The organism is Chryseobacterium soli, from assembly GCF_000737705.1.
Classification (GTDB): Bacteria; Bacteroidota; Bacteroidia; order Flavobacteriales; family Weeksellaceae; genus Chryseobacterium; species Chryseobacterium soli.
In genome coordinates, this window is sequence record NZ_JPRH01000012.1 from 157,103 (window position 1) to 179,373 (window position 22,271).

22 protein-coding genes and 1 pseudogene are annotated in these 22,271 nt (G+C 36.6%); 19 read left to right on the forward strand and 4 right to left on the reverse strand.

From position 1 onward, the window contains the following. Window positions 1–2 precede the first annotated feature (2 nt). The 3 genes from radA to IW15_RS20480 all read left to right on the forward strand — a co-directional run bounded on the left by radA (window position 3) and on the right by IW15_RS20480 (window position 3,417). Window positions 3–1,352, forward strand: a complete 1,350-nt coding sequence (gene radA, locus IW15_RS20470) for a DNA repair protein RadA (protein WP_034715182.1) — start codon at window positions 3–5, stop codon at window positions 1,350–1,352. Between the two features lie 175 nt (window positions 1,353–1,527). Beyond that, a complete protein-coding gene (locus IW15_RS22220; protein WP_051882244.1) occupies window positions 1,528–2,739 on the forward strand; it encodes a T9SS type A sorting domain-containing protein in 1,212 nt (403 codons plus the stop codon). Window positions 2,740–2,823: 84 nt separating this feature from the next. Next, entirely contained in the window at window positions 2,824–3,417 is a 594-nt protein-coding gene (locus IW15_RS20480) for an acyl carrier protein phosphodiesterase (protein WP_034715184.1), read from the forward strand. A 14-nt stretch (window positions 3,418–3,431) separates the two neighbouring features. Here IW15_RS20480 and IW15_RS20485 read toward each other — a convergent pair whose 3' ends face one another. Next, entirely contained in the window at window positions 3,432–3,932 is a 501-nt protein-coding gene (locus tag IW15_RS20485; RefSeq protein WP_034715186.1) for a DUF6702 family protein, read from the reverse strand. A gap of 70 nt (window positions 3,933–4,002) precedes the next feature. Here IW15_RS20485 and IW15_RS20490 point away from each other — a divergent pair, with 70 nt between their 5' ends. Both IW15_RS20490 and IW15_RS20495 read left to right on the forward strand, forming a co-directional pair. Further along, window positions 4,003–4,581 (forward strand): HupE/UreJ family protein, encoded by a 579-nt coding sequence (locus IW15_RS20490; protein ID WP_034715188.1) that lies wholly within the window; start codon window positions 4,003–4,005, stop codon window positions 4,579–4,581. Between the two features lie 67 nt (window positions 4,582–4,648). After that, window positions 4,649–7,030, forward strand: a complete 2,382-nt coding sequence (locus IW15_RS20495; protein WP_034715190.1) for a M1 family metallopeptidase — start codon at window positions 4,649–4,651, stop codon at window positions 7,028–7,030. Between the two features lie 91 nt (window positions 7,031–7,121). Here IW15_RS20495 and IW15_RS20500 read toward each other — a convergent pair whose 3' ends face one another. Both IW15_RS20500 and IW15_RS20505 read right to left on the reverse strand, forming a co-directional pair. After that, entirely contained in the window at window positions 7,122–7,820 is a 699-nt protein-coding gene (locus IW15_RS20500) for a LytR/AlgR family response regulator transcription factor (protein WP_034715192.1), read from the reverse strand. After that, a complete protein-coding gene (locus tag IW15_RS20505; RefSeq protein ID WP_228384411.1) occupies window positions 7,820–8,560 on the reverse strand; it encodes a sensor histidine kinase in 741 nt (246 codons plus the stop codon). Before IW15_RS20505 ends, IW15_RS20500 begins: the two co-directional genes overlap by 1 nt. A gap of 516 nt (window positions 8,561–9,076) precedes the next feature. Between IW15_RS20505 and IW15_RS20510 the strand changes: the two genes are divergently transcribed. The 6 genes from IW15_RS20510 (at window position 9,077) to groL (ending at window position 15,467) form a co-directional block, all read left to right on the forward strand. Further along, a complete protein-coding gene (locus IW15_RS20510; protein ID WP_034715194.1) occupies window positions 9,077–9,769 on the forward strand; it encodes a DUF2490 domain-containing protein in 693 nt (230 codons plus the stop codon). Window positions 9,770–9,791: 22 nt separating this feature from the next. Beyond that, entirely contained in the window at window positions 9,792–11,078 is a 1,287-nt protein-coding gene (locus tag IW15_RS20515) for a CitMHS family transporter (protein WP_034715196.1), read from the forward strand. 96 nt (window positions 11,079–11,174) lie between these two features. Then, a complete protein-coding gene (locus tag IW15_RS20520; RefSeq protein WP_034715198.1) occupies window positions 11,175–12,386 on the forward strand; it encodes a cation:dicarboxylate symporter family transporter in 1,212 nt (403 codons plus the stop codon). A gap of 76 nt (window positions 12,387–12,462) precedes the next feature. After that, window positions 12,463–13,182 (forward strand): DUF3108 domain-containing protein, encoded by a 720-nt coding sequence (locus IW15_RS20525; RefSeq protein ID WP_034715200.1) that lies wholly within the window; start codon window positions 12,463–12,465, stop codon window positions 13,180–13,182. A 262-nt stretch (window positions 13,183–13,444) separates the two neighbouring features. After that, complete coding sequence (locus IW15_RS20530) at window positions 13,445–13,723, forward strand: co-chaperone GroES (protein WP_034715203.1); 279 nt, start codon at window positions 13,445–13,447, stop codon at window positions 13,721–13,723. A 118-nt stretch (window positions 13,724–13,841) separates the two neighbouring features. Next, window positions 13,842–15,467, forward strand: a complete 1,626-nt coding sequence (gene groL, locus IW15_RS20535) for a chaperonin GroEL (protein WP_034715204.1) — start codon at window positions 13,842–13,844, stop codon at window positions 15,465–15,467. Window positions 15,468–15,708: 241 nt separating this feature from the next. Here groL and IW15_RS20540 read toward each other — a convergent pair whose 3' ends face one another. Next, on the reverse strand, window positions 15,709–16,398 hold the full coding sequence (locus tag IW15_RS20540; RefSeq protein WP_034715205.1) for an ArsR/SmtB family transcription factor: 690 nt from the start codon (window positions 16,396–16,398) through the stop codon (window positions 15,709–15,711). Between the two features lie 67 nt (window positions 16,399–16,465). Here IW15_RS20540 and IW15_RS20545 point away from each other — a divergent pair, with 67 nt between their 5' ends. The 8 genes and pseudogenes from IW15_RS20545 (at window position 16,466) to IW15_RS20575 (ending at window position 22,066) form a co-directional block, all read left to right on the forward strand. After that, window positions 16,466–16,852, forward strand: a complete 387-nt coding sequence (locus IW15_RS20545) for an amino acid-binding ACT domain-containing protein (protein ID WP_034715206.1) — start codon at window positions 16,466–16,468, stop codon at window positions 16,850–16,852. Between the two features lie 28 nt (window positions 16,853–16,880). Continuing rightward, entirely contained in the window at window positions 16,881–17,354 is a 474-nt protein-coding gene (locus IW15_RS20550; RefSeq protein WP_034715208.1) for an OsmC family protein, read from the forward strand. A 133-nt stretch (window positions 17,355–17,487) separates the two neighbouring features. Next, window positions 17,488–17,688 (forward strand): annotated as a pseudogene (gene groEL, locus IW15_RS22535) (chaperonin GroEL); the annotation flags it as partial. A 221-nt stretch (window positions 17,689–17,909) separates the two neighbouring features. After that, on the forward strand, window positions 17,910–18,728 hold the full coding sequence (locus IW15_RS20555; RefSeq protein WP_034715210.1) for a DUF5694 domain-containing protein: 819 nt from the start codon (window positions 17,910–17,912) through the stop codon (window positions 18,726–18,728). A 41-nt stretch (window positions 18,729–18,769) separates the two neighbouring features. Then, on the forward strand, window positions 18,770–19,477 hold the full coding sequence (locus tag IW15_RS20560; protein WP_034715212.1) for a DUF6090 family protein: 708 nt from the start codon (window positions 18,770–18,772) through the stop codon (window positions 19,475–19,477). 408 nt (window positions 19,478–19,885) lie between these two features. Further along, window positions 19,886–20,428, forward strand: a complete 543-nt coding sequence (locus IW15_RS20565) for a hypothetical protein (protein ID WP_131368607.1) — start codon at window positions 19,886–19,888, stop codon at window positions 20,426–20,428. Window positions 20,429–20,547: 119 nt separating this feature from the next. Further along, window positions 20,548–21,447, forward strand: coding sequence for an alpha/beta hydrolase family protein (locus IW15_RS20570; RefSeq protein WP_034715215.1), 900 nt, complete (start codon window positions 20,548–20,550; stop codon window positions 21,445–21,447). A gap of 124 nt (window positions 21,448–21,571) precedes the next feature. After that, window positions 21,572–22,066: a YfbM family protein gene (locus IW15_RS20575; RefSeq protein ID WP_034715216.1), complete on the forward strand. Its 495-nt coding sequence runs from the start codon at window positions 21,572–21,574 to the stop codon at window positions 22,064–22,066. Window positions 22,067–22,271 lie beyond the last annotated feature (205 nt).

The following is a 22,271-nucleotide window of genomic DNA, read 5'->3' on the forward strand; positions in this document are numbered from 1 at the left end:
GTATGGCAAAATTAAAAACAGCATATTTCTGTCAAAATTGCGGAACCCAGTATTCTCAATGGATGGGACAATGCAAAAACTGTGGAGAATGGAATACTTTGGTGGAAGAAGTTGTTGAAAAAACATCAAGCAAAACCCCACCTTTTTCGAAGACCAAGCAACATGTCATTAATATCATCGAGGTAGAAACCGTTGAAGAGCCCCGTATAAAAACTCCTTCCGAAGAACTTAACCGTGTGTTGGGAGGCGGAATAGTCTTAGGCTCCGTTACCTTGATCGGCGGTGAACCCGGGATCGGAAAATCGACATTACTGCTGCAGCTTGCGCTGAAGATGAAGAAGAAAGTTTTTTATGTTTCTGGGGAAGAAAGTGCTTCTCAGATTAAAATGAGGGCTGACAGATTAACGGATGTCCAAAATCCCAACTGTTTCTTGTATACAGAAACTTCACTGGAAAAGATTCTACATGAAGCCAAAAAACTGGAGCCTGATTTTGTTATTATTGATTCCATTCAAACGTTACAATCCCAACTTATTGAAAGTTCTCCGGGAACGGTTTCTCAAATCCGCGAATGTTCCAATGAAATCATCAAATATGCCAAAGAAAACAATGTCCCGGTTTTCCTGGTGGGTCATATTACCAAAGACGGACAGATCGCCGGTCCAAAAGTACTGGAGCACATGGTAGATGTTGTTCTGAACTTTGATGGTGACAGAAACCATCTTTTCAGATTATTAAGAGCAAATAAAAACCGTTTCGGTTCCACTGCTGAAATTGGGATTTACGAAATGATTTCCCAGGGTTTAAAGGAAATTAAAAATCCTTCTGAGATTTTAATTACCAAGAAATTTGAAGAGCTGTCAGGAAATTCTGTGGCAGTAACTTTAGAAGGAAACCGCCCCATGCTTTTGGAAATACAAGCATTGGTGAGTACTGCCGTCTATGGAACACCACAAAGGAGCTGTACAGGCTTTGATGCCAAAAGGCTGAATATGCTATTGGCTGTTCTGGAAAAGCGCTCCGGCTTTCAGTTGGGATCAAAAGATGTATTCCTGAATATAACGGGAGGAATCAAAACGGATGATCCGGCTTTGGATCTTGCTGTAGTTGCTTCAATCCTTTCTTCCAATGAAGATATTGCAATTTCCGAACATTTTTGTTTTGCCGGTGAGATTGGCTTAAGCGGCGAGATCCGCCCGATTGCCCAGGCAGAACAGAGAATTACCGAAGCCGAAAAATTAGGGTATGAGAAAATTTTTATTTCTAATCTCAATAAACTTCCCAAGAAAAAATTCGGCATTAAGATTGAGGAGGTGAGCAAAATTGAAGATTTTCACGAAAGACTTTTTTAATAAAAGATAAAACTAAAAAAGCAGAAGTCCATCGTCGTTCTTCTGCTTTTTTCATTTCTATCCAGCATACTTATTATTTATAATTGAATAATTTATCCTTATTTATTGCATTGAAAATTTATCACATATATTTGAAATATTATATATATTTGTATATAATAATCCATAAAACCTCATGAAAACTAAATTTACTGTACTTGCCCTTTTTTGTGCAACCCTACTTATTGCACAGAACCGTGTTTTCCAGCATCCCGTTCAGGAAAACAACCTCAGCTCCACACAAAAAATCACTAAAGACCTTGCCTCCGGTTATATTAAAACCCAATATTACAGGCAGGCTTCTTTCGACCTGAAATCCGATCTTCAGATACCGCTGCCTGATGGTAGGGAAATTACGGCAAGATTGGACCGGGCTTATCCTTACAGCAACAAAAGTGAATCATATGTTTATCGTATCGATAATGATCCGAAAGCCGAGCTGGTCCTTTCAAAATATGACAATACCGTAGCCGGAATGTATTCTTCAGGATCCGGAGAAAAAGTAATGTTTCACCAGACTTCGGCTGATATTTTCGCTTTATCTTCAGTCAGCAATTCAAAATTAATCGGCCAGGACTCCAAAGATGATTACATTCTGGACATTCCTCCCGGCACCCTCTCTAAAGTAAATTCCAATGTATGTCTGGACACCACTCCGGTTTGTGCGGCAACCACAATTGATGTGATGGTGGTATTTACCACAGGAGCAAAAACAGCCTGGGGAGGCGTATCGCAAAGTAATGCTTTTATAGCTACTGCGGTAACCAATTTTAATACAGCCCTCACCAATTCCGGCGTTTCCAATGTAACGATCAACCTGGTCTATTCAGGTGAGATTGCCTATACAGAATCCGGAAATATCAGTACTGATCTTACGAGATTCAGAACCAATAATGATTCTTATATGGATAATATCCACACCCTGAGAACAACGTATGGAGCAGATATCTGTTCACTGATCACTTCTACCCCAACGAATACCTGCGGTTTAGGATACGTCAACACAAATCCCACCAATTATACAGGCACTTCCGGATTTTCAGTTTCCCTTTATAACTGTGCCGTTTCTCAGTTTATGTCTCCGGCAGATGCGTTAAAAACAATGGATACCCAACTTCAGAATAAGGAATTTGCCGTGTATCCAAATCCGGCAAAAGAAAACATCAATATTGCAGCAAAAGACAGCAGAAAATATACTTTTAAAGTATTTAATGCCTTGGGACATCCAATGATAACAACCACCGAAAGAAGCATTGATCTGAAAAACTGGCCTTCGGGAGAATATTTCATAAACATCTATGACGAAAAAAATACCATGACAGGAAGCAAAAAGTTTATTGTACACTAAATTTTCTCAACAAATTCTGATTCAAGTCCTCCGAATATTTTAATTTTATTCGGGGGATTTTAAATTTATGCCCTATATTGTAGTATGAATTATCTGGCTCACTCTTTTCTTTCATTCACTGACGGGCAGATCGTCGGGCAGTTTCTGGAAGATTTTATCCGGAACAAAGACCGCTTCTCTTTTCCAAAGGAAATTCAGGATGGAATTACGATGCACCGGGCTATTGATACGTTTACGGATTCGCATGAAGCCATTCACGAAGCTAAAAAAGTTTTCAGTCCGCTTGTTAGGCTTTACGCCGGAGCCTTTGTAGATGTTTCAATGGATTATTTTTTAGCCAATGACCTCAGCAGGAATTCATTGCCGGAATGGAAAGCCCATTCTTTAAAAGTATACAGAGTTCTTAATGAACACCAAAAATGGCTGCCTGAAAATTTTAAAATGATGCTTGCCAAAATGGAAAAAGATGACTGGCTCTACAACTACCGTGAAAACCAGGGCATTAAATTCAGCATTCAGAATGTTCTTCACAAAGCTAAATATCTGGATAAAGATCTGCCGGTTTTTGATTTATTCCTTCAGAATAAAGAAATTCTGCAACAATGTTATGATGCGTTTTTCCCGGATTTATTCATTCATGCACAGGGGATCAATGCTCTTTTGGAACTGGAAAACTGATTGTATATAAACTACTAAAATTCCCGAAACAGATAACGGTTGGGATACGTCAGTTTTTCACTTTTCCGGGCATTATTGACAATGATGTGAACAATATTCATCTGATCATCAAACAGATTATATAGGAAACTGACTGCTGTTTCTACTTTTTTAGGAGAATCTGACTGCTCGGATTCTAAATATACTTCAACAGATTCGCTATCTTCCTGATACCCGACATAGTTTACTTTCAGGAACCGGTTATCAGATTTCAATTTGAAATAGGCTGCACAATAGTCTTTTAAAGCTTCATTAAGCCGAACTTTATAGGCCGGATCGTTAAAATGAAAAGGTTTTCCATATTTTTTACTGAGAGCATTTTCCAGATCATCGAGAAAAAAACGCCCGGTGACTTCAAAAGTCTTTGATTTCGTATTATAATTAATTTCCACAGATCCCACATGATAAGGGTGTTTCGCTTTGCTGAAAGACCATAAAAACACAACCGGAATAAGAAACAGCCACAAATTCTTCATAAACCCTGACATTTAAAATTTGTTCCGAAATTAATCATTATTTTCGTACGCATTATATTTTTACGCTATGATGCAGGATTTTATATTTTATTTACACCTGGGCTGGGAACATATCATCTCTCTGGATGCACTGGACCATCAATTATTTATTTTAGCACTTATTGCAGTATACTCTTATAGTGACTGGAAAAAAATTCTGATTCTGGTAACGGCATTTACTATCGGGCATTCCATTACATTGGCTTTAAGCACGCTTAATATTTTCAGAGTTTCTTCCAACTGGGTTGAATTTCTAATTCCGCTGACCATCGTTTTGACTTCTCTGGATAATATCCTGATGAAAAACCATAAGCAAACCCTGATGCGGGCGAATTATTATCTGGCATTGATCTTCGGACTCATTCACGGTATGGGTTTCGCGAATACGGCAAGGGTGATGATCGCAAAAAGTCAGAGTATTTTCTTTCCACTGCTCGGCTTCAATGTTGGGTTAGAACTCGGACAAATTGTTATTGTCATTGCTATTTTACTTCTGCTGTTCATTTTGCTCAACCTATTTAAGGTGAATAAAAAAGACTGGATTCTGTTTGTTTCATCGGCAGCATTTGCTTTATCTCTCAAAATGGCGTTAGAAAGAATTCCTTTTTAAGGATTAAATATTTTTAATTTTTCATCTACTTATTATTATATTTGATGATTCTTAAATTATTTCCGTCATGAAACTAAAAGTAACGCTGCTTTCTGTATTCACTACTATTGGCATTACCGCTCAGAATATTCAAAACAATCCGGGAAGCAATCACGGAAATAAATTTGAGCAGCTGGGCACCATACTCCCCACTCCCAATATCTACCGAACTGCATCTGGATCCCCAGGGCACGGATACTGGCAGAATAAAGCTGATTATGACATCAAAGCTTATCTGGATGAGGATAAAAGAAACTTAAAGGGGTCCGAAACAATTACCTATTATAATAATTCTCCGGATGATCTGGATTATCTTTGGCTTCAGCTTGATGAAAACGAGCAGTCAACGGTTAAGAAAGCAGATTATGCCTCTTCTTCTACCCTTCCTTCATCAACCAGTGACCAGCAGCTGAAAACAACTGATCTTCCGGTAAAAGATAATGGATATGGTGTTAGTCTTGAAAAAGTAACGGATGCATCAGGAGCTCCTTTATCCTACACGGTCAACAAGACCATGATGCGTATTGATCTGCCAAAAGCATTGAAAAAAGGCGAAAAAATAGTTTTTACCATAGACTGGAATTACAATATTCCTAACCGTATAAAAATGGGAGGCCGGGGCGGTTATGAAAATTTTGCTGAAGACGGAAACGATTTGTATACCATCACACAATGGTACCCAAGAATGTGTGTCTACAGTGATTTCCATGGCTGGCAGAACCACCAGTTTACGGGACGAGGTGAATTTGCTTTGGTTTTTGGAAATTTTAAAGTTTCTATGAATGTACCTGCGGATCATATTGTAGGAGGAACCGGAGAATGCCGCAACTACGATCAGGTCTTAACAGCTGACCAGCTGGCAAGATACAGAAAGGCTGAAACGGCGAATGAGCCTGTAGAAATTGTCACATTAGACGAAGCTAAAAAAGCAGAAAAAAATCACTCAAAACAAAGAAAAACCTGGATATTTGAAGCTCATGACGTAAGGGATTTTGCATGGACAGCTTCAAGAAAATTCGTTTGGGACGGCATGCGTGTTGTGATCCCTGAAAATAATAATAAAGTAATGGCGATGAGCTTCTATCCTAAAGAAGCTTACGGTCTGTACAGAAAATTCTCTACAAAAGCTGTTGCCCACACTATTAAAACCTATTCAGAATTTACCATTCCTTATCCCTACCCTGTTGCACAATCTGTAGAAGCGGCCAACGGAATGGAATACCCGATGATCTGTTTCAACTTCGGAAGAACGGAAAAAGACGGAACGTATTCTGAAGGAACCAAAAACGGAATGATCGGAGTGGTAATCCACGAGGTTGGGCACAACTTCTTCCCGATGATCATCAATTCCGACGAAAGACAGTGGACCTGGATGGATGAAGGCCTAAACACTTTCACAGAATATCTTACCGAAGAAAAATGGGACAATAAATTCCCTTCAAAAAGAGGTCCGGCATGGACGATTGTTGATTACATGAAACTTCCTAAGAATCAGCTGGAGCCCATCATGAGCAATTCGGAAAATATTGTACAGTTCGGACCGAATGCGTATTCTAAACCGGCAACGGGTCTGAATATCCTTCGGGAAACCATCATGGGAAGAGAATTGTTTGATAAAGCCTTTAAAACCTACGCCAAAAGGTGGGCATTTAAACATCCTGAGCCTGCAGATTTCTTCAGAACAATGGAAGATGCCAGCGGTGAAGATCTGGACTGGTTCTGGAGAGGATGGTTTTACGGAACAGATCCTGTAGATATTGCCATCGATAAGGTAACTATTGCCACTCCTGATATGGACTTGCCTCCAAAAGAAACCAAAGAATTGCAGTATACGGTTGAAAAACCTTTACAGAATAGCTTTGAAGATATTTCAAAAATTAAAAACAGAGAAGATAAAAACATTTCTTTCTATGTAGATAAGGATAAAGAGGCCCAGGATTTCTATTACCGTTACGACAGAGGTCAGGAAAAAGTGGACGCCAACAAACAGTATACTTTCAAAGCAGAAGGAAATTCTGCACTGGACGGTAAGGAAAAAGAAAAGTTTAAAAATATAACGGCTTATCAAATTGACTTTACGAATAAAGGAGGCTTGGTAATGCCTATCATTCTTGAATTCACTTTTGAAGACGGTTCAAAATTATATGACAAATCATCTGCACAAATCTGGAGACTGAATGAACAACAGGTATCAAAGACTTATTATTTTGATAAAAAACTGAAATCGATCCAGCTGGATCCGATGAGAGAAACAGCAGATATAGATACTTCCAATAACTTCTGGAGCTTTGATGGCAGCAATGCCCAAGTTTCAAAATTCCAACTGTTCAAACAAAAACAGGGAGCTGGAGCCACTCGTGGAGCTTCCAACGGAAGAGTGAATCCAATGCAGGCTGCAGGAGGAAAATAATCAAAAATTAAAAGTGAATTTTTATTCAAAATTTACACAACTTATAAATCCATCAACTAAAAACTGCTTATAGGGCAGTTTTTTTGGTAATTTACTGCATATAACTTTTTAAAAAGCTCTTATAGGTTCTGCCAAGCGGGAGCTTCTCCCCGTCTTTAAGATATACATTTGCAGCATCATAGGAACTGATATGAGCAGCCAGTACAATATAAGATTTGTGAATCCTGATAAACCCAAGGTCTTGAAATTTCTCTTCAAAATTCGACATCCGTTCAAGGATCATATATTTCTTCAGGGGCGTAACCAGGATGATATATTCTCCAAACCCCTGAATCCATCGGATATCTTCCAGAAAAACTTTATTCATGATATAGTTAGACTTAAACATGATAAAATCTTCCTGCTTTTTATTCTCGGAAGAATTTTTAAACTGCAAAAAATCTTTTGCTTTGTTCACCGCCCTTCTAAAAGTTTCAAAATCTACAGGCTTCACCAGATAATGTACCACATCCAGCTCAAAAGCTTTAACAGCATATTGTGTTTCCAGGGTAAGAAATATACAGAGCGGTTTGTAGGGCAGCTGCTGCAAAAGCTCAATGCCACTCATATAGGGCATATTGATATCCAGGATAACAAGATCTACCCTGGTTTCTTTAAGATATTCCAGCGCTTCTTCCGGATTCTGAAACGTATTCAGCAGACTGATATCTTCAATTTGATCGCAGTATTGCCTGATAAGCTGTAAGGCAGGATATTCATCGTCTACCCCTACTATGGTCAGATTAGCCATTATAATTTAATTTTTAACATCGTCTGATAATCGTTATTTGCTGCTGCACCGGAAACAAAAGTATATATTCCTGCATAGTATTTTTCTAAGATACTTATTACCGCTTCATTTCCCAATCCATGATTATTAACATCATTCACAAGAGTTTTCTTTTTCGCAACCGAATTGACGATCTCAAAAAAAAACTCATGATTTTGTATTGTATACTTTACTCGTATAAAACTTTCTTTTTCTATCCCTATCGCAGAATGTTTCAGAGCATTCTCGAACAAGGTCAGAAAAATCGAAGGCGGGATCTCTATCAGTTCCAAAGTTTCCTCATCCTGAACATCAAAAGTAATATCCAGCAGATTATTAAATTTCAACTGATATAATCCTATAAGCGCCCTGATAGACGAAAATTCCTGAGCAATACTTATTCTCTCCCTATTGGTATCATAAATAACATATTGAAGCAATTTGCTGAGCTGCAATATGGATTCTGATGTGTTTTCTGAAGGTTGAAAGCTTTTTGCATAGATATTATTAAGGGTATTCAGCAGGAAATGGGGATTAAGTTTAGATTTCAGCAGATCAAGGTACAGCTGATCTTTTTCTTCACCCAAATCTTTAAAATCCTGTTCTATAAGGAATTTATCTTTTGTAATGCCCAGAAATGAGGCTGTAAGAATAACGATTCCCTGCGCCGTATAGACATTATATAAAAACTTGGTATTGGAAAGGGTTTCATTGAAATTCATTTTAAAAACGGCAGGTTCAAGCAAAATTCTGAAAAGACTGGATACCAAAAAACATATTAAGGCATACAGGATAAATTCCGGGTACTTATTCGATAAATAAAACTGAGGAACAAGATAATAATACACTAAATAATAAATTCCAATATTAAAAATAATTACAGATAATACACTCCAAATCAGTTCCGGGACATCAAGAAAGTAATTTTCGGTGAAAAAAGTTATGATAATAAACCCTAGAAAGAAAAAAACATGCTGAAACCTCAACAAAAAGCCCCAATGGTATTTCATGAGTTTTTTTAGAATCTTACCATTAAATAAAATCCTAAAAACCAGCAGTATAAGTACAATATTTACAATTAAAAACATCTAAAAAGGCAGATTTTCAATCTTCCAAATATAACATCTTTTTCTGCCCATACTGCAGTTTACTGATAAAAACTGTCATTGATTGAAAAATTAATTAACGATTTACTCTTCTGGATATATTTGAGAAATCGGATGTTAATCAAATATTACATGAAAATTAAATTAAAACTAATTGTCATTTTACTAGCAGGTTTCAGTACACTGGCCAATGCTCAAAGCCGTGACAAATACAATATGTGGTTTCAATACCTGTTGTCGGCTAAACTGACAGATAAGAGCACATTAACCGCACTTTCACAATACCGGTCATTTGACCTGGCGTATGACACCAGACTTTTCTTAGTCTCTGCCTATGTAGATTATGAAGTTGCGAATGACGTAAAACCCGCAGCAGGATTTATGTTTCTTGTACTGGATTCTTACAAGTCTGATAACACCAAAAAAGAGAGGTATGAAAAAAGACCTTTCCAGCAGGTCAGTTTAGGAGGTAATATTGGAAGAACGTCTATTTCCCACCGTTTCCGTGTGGAAGAACGTTTCATCAGTAATCCAAATGACTTCATCGTAAGGCTGCGTTATCTTATTTCTCTGAGAATTCCCTTCAACAGAGCCGGAGAAAAAGAAAAACTGTATGGCATACTGAAAAATGAAATCAGGATGAATGTGGTAAAAGATGAACCGTTCGACAGCAACCGTTTAACCGCAGGGATAGGGATAAAAACCGGAAAAAATTCTGCGATAGAACTCGCATTTATCAATCAGTTGGAAACCGGATCTACCAGTAATTACGGTTATATCGGATATAGAAATAACTTCGACTGGCGCAAAAAAGAAAAAAAATAGATTCCTAAAAATACACCCACTTATGCTTACATTCCTAGGATTTCTGATGATTATCATTTTTATGGTTCTCATTATGAACAAAAAAATGACCCCGCTTACAGCCTTGGTTATTGTGCCCGTAATTATTGCTCTGATTGCAGGCTTTGGTCCCGAGCTTGGAGATATGATGAAAAACGGAGTCAAAGAAATAGCCCTCACCGGTGTGATGCTGATTTTTGCTATCCTCTATTTCAGTTTAATGATCGACACAGGCTTATTTGAACCTTTAGTCAAGACCATTTTAAAAGCAGTTGGAGATAACCCTGTTAAAACAACTATCGGAACAGCGATTCTTACGACATTGGTATCTTTGGATGGTGACGGTTCTTCCACCTATATCATTGTAGTGGCGGCTATGCTTCCACTTTATAAAAGACAGGGATTAAACCCTTTAGTTCTTACCTGTATTATCATGCTGGCAGGCGGTATCATGAATATTCTTCCCTGGGGCGGGCCTACCGCAAGAGTTATGAGTTCACTGAAATTGGGACATACAGAAATTTTCGTTCCGATGATTCCAATTATGGTTTTAGGAATTTTATGGGTAGTTTTTGTTGCCTATATTTTGGGAGTGAAAGAAAAAAAACGTATTGCAAAACACGGAAAATATACCCATTACAGCAACAGTGATATTGCCGGTGAAGCAGATCCAAAGCTCCTGCGTCCGAAACTGATCTGGATCAACCTGGGACTTACCCTTATTCTTTTAACGGTAATGATCCTTGATCTTGTCCCATTGGGTATTGCTTTTATGATTGCTTTCTGCATTGCTTCTGTCATTAATTATCCAAAACTGAAAGACCAGCAAAAAATCATGTCCAAACATGCTGGCAATGCATTATCGGTAGCAGGAATGATTTTCGGGGCCGGAATTTTTACGGGAATCCTAAATGGGTCCGGCATTATGCAGGCCATGGGAAACAGCATGATCGATATCGTGCCTAAAAGCTGGGGTGGCTCTTTAAATATCATTACTGCCGTATTCAGTGTCCCTCTTACTTTCTTCCTTACCAATGATGCCTATTATTTTGGAATCTTGCCTATTATTGCGGCTACCGGACAACAGTTGGGTATTCCTCCGGATGTTTTGGGAAGGGCCAGTCTTGTGGGCCAGGCTTCTCATCTTTTGAGTCCGCTGGTTCCTTCTACTTATTTATTGGTATCACTGGCAGGAGTAGAGTTTTCAGACCACTTAAAATATACTCTAAAATGGGCGATCGGTTCTTCTATTGTAATGCTGCTGGGAGCTCTTCTTCTTGGAATCATATAATTTGAATTCGTTTATAATGATTATATTTCGGAGGTCTTAATGACCATATCAACCAGAATATAACTATCTTTTTGTGCAGAGAAAAAAAGTTTTCCAATGAGCCTTTTCCAAACCAGAAAAACATTCACCAGCCAATACTTAAAGAACCTTACTTTATATGTATTTGTCGCCATTATCGGCGGGGTGCTTACAGGACAATATGCTCCTGAGCTCAGCATTAAACTGGGGGTAGTAAGCCAGTATTTTTTCAGAGTGCTGGAAATGCTTATATTGCCTGTCATTTTTATGGCTATTACCTATGGAATCTGTCATTTATCTGATATAAAAAATGCCAGCAGGGTTGTTTGGCAGACTGTTCTTTATTTTCTGATCATCAGCTCTGTTGGGATTGCTTTGGGATTTATTTTCGGTTTTGCAGTACAGCCGGGAGCTAATACAGGAATTGATATTACAAAACTCAATACAGCACTTCCTGAAAATTTCGAGATCGATGACCGTTCGATCGGTTCGGTTTTATATCTCAACAGGCATGGTATTTTTCTTATGCTCTCTATTATTATTGGAGTTTCCATGAACAGGTCTACAAAAAGAGAGCATTTTTTAAAGATTCTGGATTATGCACTCAGTGCTTTTTATACCATCATTAAATATGTATACATTATCCTTCCGTTGATTATTTTCTGTAACATCGCCTATGGAATTTCAATATATGGGATTAATACTCTTCTACCGTTAAGCAAAGTGGTTGCTACCGTATACCTTGCCGATATCGTTTTTATTTTTGGTGTGTTAGGATTCGTTTCTTACCTATTTAAGTTTAACCTCTTGAAATTCCTTCTTAATATCAAAGAAGAAATCATTATGGTTATTACAACCTCTTCTTCTAAAACAGCATTTCCCATGATTTTTGAAAAAATGGAATCTGAGGGATATAACCGGAAAATCTTGGGATTTATTATTCCGTTAGGATACAATTTCAATCTGGCCGGTGCCTGCATTTATCTTTCTGTAGCCTGTTGCTTTTTGATCCAGTTCTATAGTATTTCTTTAAGTGTTAATGATTACATCTGGCTTTTCATTATTATTTCTATTACGTCAAAAACAGCTTCCGGCGTTCCCGGTTCAGGATTTCTGGCACTGATTTTTACGTTAAACAGATTTGGGAAAATCCCGTTGACAGATATCGCCCTGCTGTACAGCGTAGACCGCTTTATGAATGAAGCAAGATCGGTAACCAATTTTATTGGTATTGCGGTTTCCGGAGCTATCATTTCAAAGCTGAATCAAAATCAGATTCATTCTGCATGATTTCATTTAAGCAATAAAAACAAATCCTCTACCTGTAACTTTTTGAAAATGAGAAACACTTATTGGTTAAAAAATCATGAAAACATTTCTTATCCTTCTGCTCATAAGCAGCACTAGTGTATTTTCGCAGAAGCTGATGAATCCAAATAACAGTACTATTGATGCTAAGCTAATCAAAGAAGAAACGTCAGATGCAGTCTGGTATGCTGAAAATGCCGGTCAAAAAATAAAAATCGGAACGATCACTACTGAGCTTAAAAAATTAAACAAAACCGATCTGCTTATCAGAACTAGTGTAAGGTTGGAAAAGGCTCCTGATGCTAAGTGGACAGACTCCACCATCGTGAAAACAGTTAATTTCGAACCCGTTTATCATTCTTCTTTTAATATGATGCGGGATATGGTTCTGAAGTCCGGTAAGACTAAAGTAACCGGCTATTTTCTTGACAAAAAATCCCAGAAAAAAGACAATATCGAAATGGAAGCCGCAGATTATTTTGACAGCAGCAGCTATCCTGTGATGTTGCGCTTCATTCCCCTGAAAGAAAATTACAAGGCAGAAATCTCTATTTTCGATTATAATCCAAATGCTAAGAAAGGTCTTATAAAAGCATATGTATTAGATGTAAAAAAAGTGGATTATATTGGAAAAAAAGCCTGGGCTGTAAAAACAACCGATGATATTGCAGATAAAACTTCGATCGTTACTTATTATATTGATCCTGAAACCAGAAAAGTTCTAAAACAGGATATGGATCTCAACGGACGAAAAATGACATTGGAAATGACTAAATAATTAGAGCAGGAGCAACGAGACCTGGTTGGCTGCAGGCTCATGATCGCGGGAAATGTATTTTACCATAATTCAATGAAAAAGTAGAGTTAAACATAAAGCCGGAAATTTCCGGCTTTATGTTTTTATTTTTCTGCCAAAATTTCACATCCCAAAATAAAACTCTGCCATTTTCAACCCTAATGTTCCACAATACACCCTCCACTTCATTTGGCATACATTTAGAGAATTATAACCCAGAAATAATTAAAAAAACAGATATATTATGTCAGTAAACTTTAAACCACTAGCAGACAGAGTTTTGATCGAGCCTATCGCGGCAGAAACTAAAACAGCTTCAGGTATTATTATTCCGGACACCGCAAAAGAAAAACCACAAGAAGGTACTGTAGTAGCAGTAGGTCCAGGTAAAAAAGACGAGCCTACCACTGTTAAAGCAGGTGACAAAGTTCTTTATGGAAAATATTCAGGTTCTGAATTGAAATTGGAAGGGAAAGATTACTTAATTGTAAAAGAAGCTGATTTATTAGGAATCATCGGATAAAAATCTGTACGTTGTACAATGTAAAACGTACAATGTATTAATAACTGATAAAAGTAAATATTAAAAAAGTAAATCAAGTACTTTGTACATTGTACATCGTACATTAATACAACAAACAATGGCAAAAGAAATAAAATTCGATATTGAATCTAGAGACGCTTTAAAAAGAGGGGTTGATGCATTAGCTAATGCAGTAAAAGTAACGTTAGGACCAAAAGGTAGAAACGTAGTGATCGAGAAATCTTTCGGTGCACCTCACGTAACTAAGGACGGTGTTTCTGTAGCAAAAGAAATCGAACTTGAAGACAGAGTAGAAAATATGGGAGCGCAGATGGTAAAAGAAGTGGCTTCCAAAACTAATGATATCGCAGGAGACGGTACTACTACCGCTACTGTTTTGGCACAGGCTATCGTAAGAGAAGGTCTTAAGAATGTAGCTGCTGGTGCAAACCCAATGGATTTAAAAAGAGGGATCGATAAAGCAGTAACTGCTGTTGTTGCAAGTCTTAAAGCTCAGTCTAAAGAAGTTGGAGATTCTAAAGAAATGGTGAAGCAGGTAGCTTCCGTTTCTGCTAACAACGACGAAACTATCGGATCTTTGATCGCTGAAGCTTTCGGAAAAGTAGGTAAAGAAGGAGTAATCACTGTAGAAGAAGCTAAAGGTATCGATACAACAGTTGATGTTGTAGAAGGTATGCAGTTCGACAGAGGATACCAGTCTCCTTACTTCGTGACTAACCCTGAAAAAATGGTAGCTGAAGTAGAAAACCCTTACATCCTTTTAGTAGAGAAGAAAATCTCTTCTATGAAAGAATTACTTCCGGTTCTTGAGCCTATCGCACAAAGCGGAAAATCTTTATTAATTATCTCTGAAGAAGTTGAAGGTGAAGCTTTAGCAACTTTAGTAGTAAACAAATTAAGAGGTTCTCTTAAAATTGCTGCTGTAAAAGCTCCAGGATTCGGAGACAGAAGAAAAGCAATGTTGGAAGATATCGCCATCTTAACAGGTGGACAGGTTATTTCTGAAGAGCAAGGTTTCACAATGGAAAACATCTCTTTAGATATGTTGGGAACTGCTGAAAAAGTAACAATCGATAAAGATAACACAACCATCGTAAACGGTGGTGGTGAAGAAAGCAAGATCAAAGGTAGAGTAAACCAGATCAAAGCTCAAATGGAAACTACTACTTCTGACTACGACAGAGAAAAACTACAGGAGAGATTGGCTAAATTAGCTGGTGGTGTTGCCGTACTTTACGTAGGTGCAGCTTCTGAAGTTGAAATGAAGGAGAAAAAAGACAGAGTAGATGATGCACTTCACGCTACAAGAGCAGCCGTTGAAGAAGGTATCGTTGCAGGAGGTGGTGTTGCTTTAGTAAGAGCAATCTCAGCTTTAGAAAACCTTACAGGAATCAATGCTGACGAAACTACAGGGATTAAAATCGTGAAAAGAGCAATCGAGGAGCCATTAAGACAAATCGTTGCCAACGCAGGAGGTGAAGGTTCTGTAATCGTTGCTAAAGTAGCAGAAGGTACAGGAGACTTCGGATACAATGCTAAAACTGACGAGTATGTAAACATGCTTGAAGCAGGAATCATTGACCCTACGAAAGTAACCAGAGTTGCCCTTGAAAATGCAGCTTCTGTTTCTGGAATGCTTCTTACAACTGAGTGTGTAATCACTGAAATTAAGAGCGCTGAACCTGCTATGCCAATGGGAGGTGGAATGCCGGGAATGATGTAATAGTGTGTCGCTAAGACCATTTAATATACTAACCGCTCTGCTTTGCAGGGCGGTTTTTTTTGGTCTTGATGTAAAATATAGTTTACCGTAAGACAATACTAAAATATGCCTGAACAGCCAACACGTGTTTCACATCAAGCGGGCTAAAGTGCAAAACTCAACAGTAGTTTTCAATTGAATATAATATCGGTTTTTGTGCTTCGATTTCCGGCCCGAACGCAAAGCCCCAAAACGTTAGCGGTCATTGTAGAACGACTCCCAACAAATCATAAAGTTCTTGGCGACCTTTTGAAGTTACAACTAATTCTCTTGAAAATTCAACTTTTTTAAACCACTTCCTTTCAAGCATTTTGTTTAAAAATTCTGCACCAAGCTGACCAGCTAAGTGAGGACGACGTTCAGACCAATCAAGACATTGACGAGTTACAGGGCGACGATTATTATTAAAACCTTCTTTTGATATATTAAAAAAATGAAACCATTCCCAGCCGCTTTCAGAAACTAAATAGACATTCTTTGACTTTATTAAGTAGCCTTTCGTTTCTAACGCCTCAACAATTTTAACACCAACAAAACCTGCTAAATGGTCGTAGCAAGTTCTACAATATTTTATACCATTTTTATCAGATTCTTTCTTTACAATTTTAGTAGCACTATTGTTGGCAAGATTTGCCAATCCTTCAACTGCATAAGCAACTTCGGAATTTGAAAGTGAGTAATACCTATGTCTTCCTTGAATTTCAACTTTAACTATTTCTGCCTCAAGTAATTTTGACAAATGATTACTGGCTGATGTGGGCGAAGTATCTGCAACGATAGACAACTCACTTGCTGTATATGCTCTACCATCAAGCAAATTCCAAAGCATTCTTGCTCTGGTAGGTTCACACATCAAAGCGGAAATTGAAACAAATTTATCTTCCACATTCATAGTTCAGTCTTAAATGAAGTGTAAAAGTAATAATTGTATTTCCTTTGTACAACCAAAAAAATAAAAAATGCAAGACATAGAAATTTTATTAGAAAACAAACCTGGCGCGTTGGCTTTAATGGGTGAAATATTAGGCAAGAATAAAATCAGCCTTGAAGGTGGTGGTGTATTTCAAAATGGAGAAATATCAATAGCCCATTTCTTAGTGGAAGAAGCAGAGAAGGCCAAAGAAGAATTAGCAAAGGTTCAAATTAAAGTCGTGAAAATAAACGATGTGATTATTCAAAAACTGCATCAAGACGTTGCAGGGCAGCTAGGAATGTTTTGCAGACGAATGGCAGAAGCTAACGTAAATATTCTAGTACAATACAGCGACCATTCCAATCAATTAATTGTAGTTGTGGATGATTATGAAAAAGGTAAAAAAGTATCGGAAGAATGGATGAAAGAATGATGGAGTTAAATAGTTAAAAAACAACTTTATGAACAAACAACATAATTATAACTTGACAGTTAAGTGGACGGGCAACACAGGAACTGGGACTTCAAATTATAAAGAATTCGAAAGAAACCATTCTATTTTTGTTGCAAATAAAACTGAAATTTTGGGTTCTTCTGACCCTGCATTTCGTGGTGACAAAACAAAACATAATCCAGAAGACATGTTATTAGCGTCTATTTCATCTTGTCATATGCTGTGGTATCTGCATTTATGTGCTGTGGCAGGCATTATTGTAACAGACTATATTGACAATGCAACAGGAATAATGATTGAAACTGCAAACGGCGGTGGAAAATTTACAGAAGCAACTTTAAACCCAATAGTTACCATAACAGATATTTTAATGACCGAAAAAGCCAATGAAATTCATAAGAAAGCAAATGAGTTATGTTTTGTTGCAAACTCATTAAATTTTCCTATATATCATATACCAACTTGCATAATAACAAGTTGATCGAGAATAACAACGAACCGCTAACAGGCGCTTAGCAATATTTGAGAACCGTTAACAGAAATGGGGTTTACATTTTCAAAAAGCACATTGACTTTTAAAAATAAATGATTTCGTTCAACAATTCATTTAAAGCGGATACAATGCTAAAACTGACGAGTATGTAAACATGCTTGAAGCAGGAATCATTGCCCCTAAGAAAGTAACAACAGTTACCCTTGAAAATGCAGCTTCTGTTTCTGGAATACTTCTTCTTACAACTGATTGCGTAATCACTGAAATTAAGAGCGCTGAACCTGCTATGCCAATGGGAGTTGGAATGCCAGGAATGATGTAATCATCACCGCTGCTTTAAATATATAAACCGCTCTGTTTTCAGGGCGGTTTTTTTGTTCAGAATAATAATAAAACGAAGTCAATAAAACAGTAAATTAAGAAAAGCTACCGGAGATTCAGTTCAACAGCCGTTTCACATAATTACGAATTTTGTGGTGAATTCATCTTTACGTTTCGCAAGAAGCTTTATCTTTAACAAAAAATAAACTAATAACCTAAAGAATGACTTTCATTAAAACAATTTCTACATTTTTAATTACGCTTTTATTTGTAACCTCAACTTTTGGACAAGAATCCAAACATAAAACCAAAATCTTATTAATCGGAACCATTCACTTCGAAACCCCTCATTTAGATACGTATGAATTAAAGACTGACGATTTTCTAGCTCCGAAAAGACAGAAGGAACTGGAAGAACTGACCGAAATTTTAAAACGGACAAATGCTGATAAAGTGATGATAGAAAAACCACTGAATCAACAAAAGCAAATTGATAGTCTGTATAATGCCTATTCTCAAAACAAGTATACATTAACCGTTTCTGAACGGGAGCAAATCGGTTTTAGATTAGCTAAAAAATTAAATTTAAAACACATCAATTGCGTAGATATTTTTTACGGAATGAAACATGACAGTTTGGTTTCTGTCACGGCTAAAGAAAAAAATCAGTTATATATATTAAATGAATTAGGGACCACTGCGAATAATTTTATGGGTGAGATAGATCGTGTAACAAAACAAAATTCAATCACCGGAATCCTGAAATATATCAATACAAAAGAACTTTTGCAGAAAAATTTATCACTGTACTTAAAATATTATGCAAAAATTGGTGCCGGAGAGAATTATATTGGTGCGGAATCAGTTTCTGATTGGTATTTGAGGAATTTAGCAATTTACTCTAATATCATTACTCAAATCAATCCCAATGACAAATACGTCATCCTCATATTTGGACAGGGGCATATTCCTATCTTAAAACACCTGCTGCAAAATAATGACGACTTCGAACTGGTTGAATTAAATACCGTACTAAAATAAACTGAAACCAATAGCAAAACTTAAAACGACAAAACAAAAACATGCAAGACGAAATCATAAAACACTCAAAGAAAATACAATCTGCTATGAACAATAAAGAGCATTCATTGAAAGAAAAAGTAAAAGAAGTATTGACTGAAATTTTCATTATTGTATTTGCTGTAACACTTTCAATATGGTTACACAGTTGGAGTGAACATAGACATCAACAACAAGAAGCATCCGTATTTCTTGGTAATTTAAAGAATGACCTGGAAAATGACATAAAAAATATCGACATTGAAAAGAAAGCTTACCAGGAATCAAACATAAAATATGAAAAAATTTTAGCATTAACCACTCCCCAACTTGACAGTATTTATAAGTCTAAAAATAAAGTTGATTTCCCAATTTATTCACATGGACCGAAAATGAATATTGCTAATTATGAAGGTTTTAAGTCAAGTGGTAAAATAGGTTACATTGAAAACGAAAAATTAAAACAGAAAATCCTGAATTATTACCAAATATTTGTACCGGCAATTAGCGAAGTTGATAAATATTATAATGATTTTCTGTTTAAGTGTTTTGATAAAATGATAGAAAATGCAGATCAACCCGAAGAAAAATTATATTCGGACCCAAAATTTAAAAAGACCATCGAATTTCTTGTCAAACTAGGGAAGAATAACATAAGGGTTTATGACCAAAATACAAAACCCGAAGCCACTGAACTTATCAAAGAAATTGAAAAAGAGATGAGTAAATAAAAATGAGAAAGTAACAAGTTGCCCTTAAAATGCAGCTTCTGTTTCTGGAATGCTTCTTACAACTGAGTGCGTAATCACTGAATTGAATAGCGCTGAACCTGCTATGCCAATAAGAGGTAGAATACAAGGAATGATGTAATAGCGTGTCGCTGAGACTATTTAATATATTAATCGCTCTACTTTTTGTAGGGCGGTTTTTCTTTGTGTATTTTGGTTGGCCATTCTGAAATAAAATAATGAATGTTATATTGGCAAATTAAAACAATTTATAAATTTGCAAGCCATATGAATTATTGAAGTCGTTTAGTAAAAACGAAATCCTATAAAAAATAATCAAAATGAACACAGGGGAAATAAGCTGAACAGACACCCCACAACAGTAGTAAGCATTCAATAAAACTTAAAACTATGACCAAACAATTAAAGCTGGCAATTGTACTACTTGTAACAGTTGCAAGCATGGGTGTAAATGCCCAAAAGAAAACAACTGCAAAATCTACCAAACCATCCACTGAAAACAAAACCGCAAAACCCACCAAACAGGAAACCATGGATTGGATTGCAGGAAAATTGAAAGAAAATTTAGCCACCTATAATGACCGAACTTTTGTTTCTTATAAAGACGGGGTTTTTGTTTATAGAAGCCAATATGCCGGAGCTAGTAAATTTTGTGAATATAGCTATGACTTGAATAAGGTTACTGGAATGAAGAATGAATACTCTGATTTTTTTGTTTCGGGAAATAATCAACTTTTTGCTCACTGTGATTATGACAGGGCAGGCGAAGGAAATTATTACAACTATATTTCTATAAGTGGGCCTAACTATAATAAGTATAGATCACCTTTTAACTTTGGTACAGACCAGGCTTTAGTTGAAAGATTAGAAAAAGCATTTGAAACATTAGTTGAATACAATTCAACGAAAAAAGGTGCAGATGAAAAATTTTAATTCTAAAAACAAAAAACTTTTTGCTTACTGCTTTTTCTATCAATAAGACCATTTAATATATTAGCCGTTCTATTTTATAGGGCGGTTTTTTTGTTATATTTGACAGATAACTATAACTCATGAAAATCAACTTTTTTTCTAACGTATACATTTGGCTATTACTAATAGCTTTACCAGAAATGGCATTTTCACAATCGGCCGACTTTACCATTCAGGATGTAAAGTTTGAAAGTCAGGGTATCACTCTCGCAGGCTCCATTTTACAACCTAAAAAACCATATGCAGCAGTGGTCATTGTTCACGGATCTGATCCGGTAAAAAGAGAAATGGAATTCGCAAAACGTCTTGCCAAAGAAGGCATTGCTGTATTCACCTACGACAAACGCGGAGTTGGAGAATCTGGTGGTGTCTATGTAGGACCTTCTGTAGGTACCAATAATATTGACACTGCCAATCTTACCTTATTGGCTCAGGATGCTAATGCAGCTGCAGAAACATTTCAGACCTATTTGAAAGATAAAAAAACACCCATTGGATTAGTCGGATTTAGCCAGGCGGGATGGATCATCCCAATGGCTGCAAGCAAAAATCCGCAAATTAAATTTATGGTTTTATTTAGCGGTCCTACCATTACCACGCTGGAACAGCTTCGATTTCAGTTTTATACCAATGGAAACAATAGTTTTTGGGAAAATCATACAGAAGCAGATGCCATTGAACATACTAAAAATGATCCGGACAGGTACCAATTTGCAGCAACTGACCCAAAAACCTATCTGAATACCCTTTCAATTCCCGGGCTTTGGCTTTTTGGTGAAAAAGACATACAGATTCCGGTAAAGTTGTGTATAGAACAATTGAACACCCTTAAAGCACAAGGAAAACCTTTCGAATATACTTCTTTTCCTAAACTGGGGCACAATACTTCTTCCAGCAATGAAACAGCTCCTCTTGATACTGCTGTACAATGGATACAACAGAAAGCATTGAATAGTAAAAAATCTAAATCTTCAAAATAAAAACCATAACAACATTAGCACAATTGTACTATTATATATTGGCGCAATGCGTAAATTTGCACGTTAGCAGCAACCTTAAAACAAAAGTCCACGAACAAATTAAATAACAAAAAAATTTTGAATTATGAGTATGGTAGGAAATTTACTTCGAGTTACAAAATCTGAACTTGAAGATTATTTAAAAGACAGTTCATTATTGGAAAACAAAATTTATGACGATGAAACTGAAAACGAAAATTTAGTTGACATTGATAAATCGTGGGATGGAATTATATTTTTATTAACTGGACAAAGTTTTGCAACTGCGGATAATAATCTAGTAAGAGTTTTATTTAGTGGACAACTTATTGACGAAGAACAAGAGTTAGGTTATGGTCCAGCTCACTATTTAACACCGGAACAAGTTGCTGAATTAAATAATGAAATTTCAACCATTACAATTGCTGACCTAAAACAAAAATTCAATCCTGAAAAAATGAGTGAATTAGAGGTTTATCCAACAATTTGGGACGAAGGAGATGATGCGTTTGACTATGTTGCTGACGGCTTTTCAACTTTACAAAATGTTTTTGCAGTCGCAACAAAAAACGGAGAAGCAATAATTACGTTTTTAAACTGACAAAATAGGAAAACACTGCCTGTAACAAGGGTTTTGCAATAGTAGGGTGAAACTGCAAAGTTCAACGGCAGTTCTTCAATTGAACTTTTGTGCAAAAAAAAGTTGTGCTTCCCTCGCTACTGCACGATTGTATAGTGTGACTTTGGCTTTTAGATTATATTATTAGAATGTTTATTTTATAATACTTAAACCACACGAATGGATT

Excerpts from the sequence above, each read along its gene's own strand:
- radA (WP_034715182.1), top strand. The coding sequence starts at position 3 with ATGGCAAAATTAAAAACAGCATATTTCTGTCAAAATTGCGGAACCCAG.
- IW15_RS20565 (WP_131368607.1), top strand. The coding sequence starts at position 19,886 with ATGACCAAACAATTAAAGCTGGCAATTGTACTACTTGTAACAGTTGCA.
- IW15_RS20490 (WP_034715188.1), top strand. The coding sequence starts at position 4,003 with ATGCAGGATTTTATATTTTATTTACACCTGGGCTGGGAACATATCATC.
- IW15_RS20485 (WP_034715186.1), bottom strand. The coding sequence starts at position 3,932 with ATGAAGAATTTGTGGCTGTTTCTTATTCCGGTTGTGTTTTTATGGTCT.
- IW15_RS20530 (WP_034715203.1), top strand. The coding sequence starts at position 13,445 with ATGTCAGTAAACTTTAAACCACTAGCAGACAGAGTTTTGATCGAGCCT.
- IW15_RS20545 (WP_034715206.1), top strand. The coding sequence starts at position 16,466 with ATGCAAGACATAGAAATTTTATTAGAAAACAAACCTGGCGCGTTGGCT.
- IW15_RS20555 (WP_034715210.1), top strand. The coding sequence starts at position 17,910 with ATGACTTTCATTAAAACAATTTCTACATTTTTAATTACGCTTTTATTT.
- IW15_RS20500 (WP_034715192.1), bottom strand. The coding sequence starts at position 7,820 with ATGGCTAATCTGACCATAGTAGGGGTAGACGATGAATATCCTGCCTTA.
- IW15_RS22220 (WP_051882244.1), top strand. The coding sequence starts at position 1,528 with ATGAAAACTAAATTTACTGTACTTGCCCTTTTTTGTGCAACCCTACTT.
- IW15_RS20480 (WP_034715184.1), top strand. The coding sequence starts at position 2,824 with ATGAATTATCTGGCTCACTCTTTTCTTTCATTCACTGACGGGCAGATC.
- IW15_RS20540 (WP_034715205.1), bottom strand. The coding sequence starts at position 16,398 with ATGAATGTGGAAGATAAATTTGTTTCAATTTCCGCTTTGATGTGTGAA.
- IW15_RS20560 (WP_034715212.1), top strand. The coding sequence starts at position 18,770 with ATGCAAGACGAAATCATAAAACACTCAAAGAAAATACAATCTGCTATG.
- IW15_RS20575 (WP_034715216.1), top strand. The coding sequence starts at position 21,572 with ATGAGTATGGTAGGAAATTTACTTCGAGTTACAAAATCTGAACTTGAA.
- IW15_RS20510 (WP_034715194.1), top strand. The coding sequence starts at position 9,077 with ATGAAAATTAAATTAAAACTAATTGTCATTTTACTAGCAGGTTTCAGT.
- IW15_RS20570 (WP_034715215.1), top strand. The coding sequence starts at position 20,548 with ATGAAAATCAACTTTTTTTCTAACGTATACATTTGGCTATTACTAATA.
- IW15_RS20550 (WP_034715208.1), top strand. The coding sequence starts at position 16,881 with ATGAACAAACAACATAATTATAACTTGACAGTTAAGTGGACGGGCAAC.
- groL (WP_034715204.1), top strand. The coding sequence starts at position 13,842 with ATGGCAAAAGAAATAAAATTCGATATTGAATCTAGAGACGCTTTAAAA.
- IW15_RS20505 (WP_228384411.1), bottom strand. The coding sequence starts at position 8,560 with ATGAATTTCAATGAAACCCTTTCCAATACCAAGTTTTTATATAATGTC.
- IW15_RS20525 (WP_034715200.1), top strand. The coding sequence starts at position 12,463 with ATGAAAACATTTCTTATCCTTCTGCTCATAAGCAGCACTAGTGTATTT.
- IW15_RS20520 (WP_034715198.1), top strand. The coding sequence starts at position 11,175 with ATGAGCCTTTTCCAAACCAGAAAAACATTCACCAGCCAATACTTAAAG.
- IW15_RS20515 (WP_034715196.1), top strand. The coding sequence starts at position 9,792 with ATGCTTACATTCCTAGGATTTCTGATGATTATCATTTTTATGGTTCTC.
- IW15_RS20495 (WP_034715190.1), top strand. The coding sequence starts at position 4,649 with ATGAAACTAAAAGTAACGCTGCTTTCTGTATTCACTACTATTGGCATT.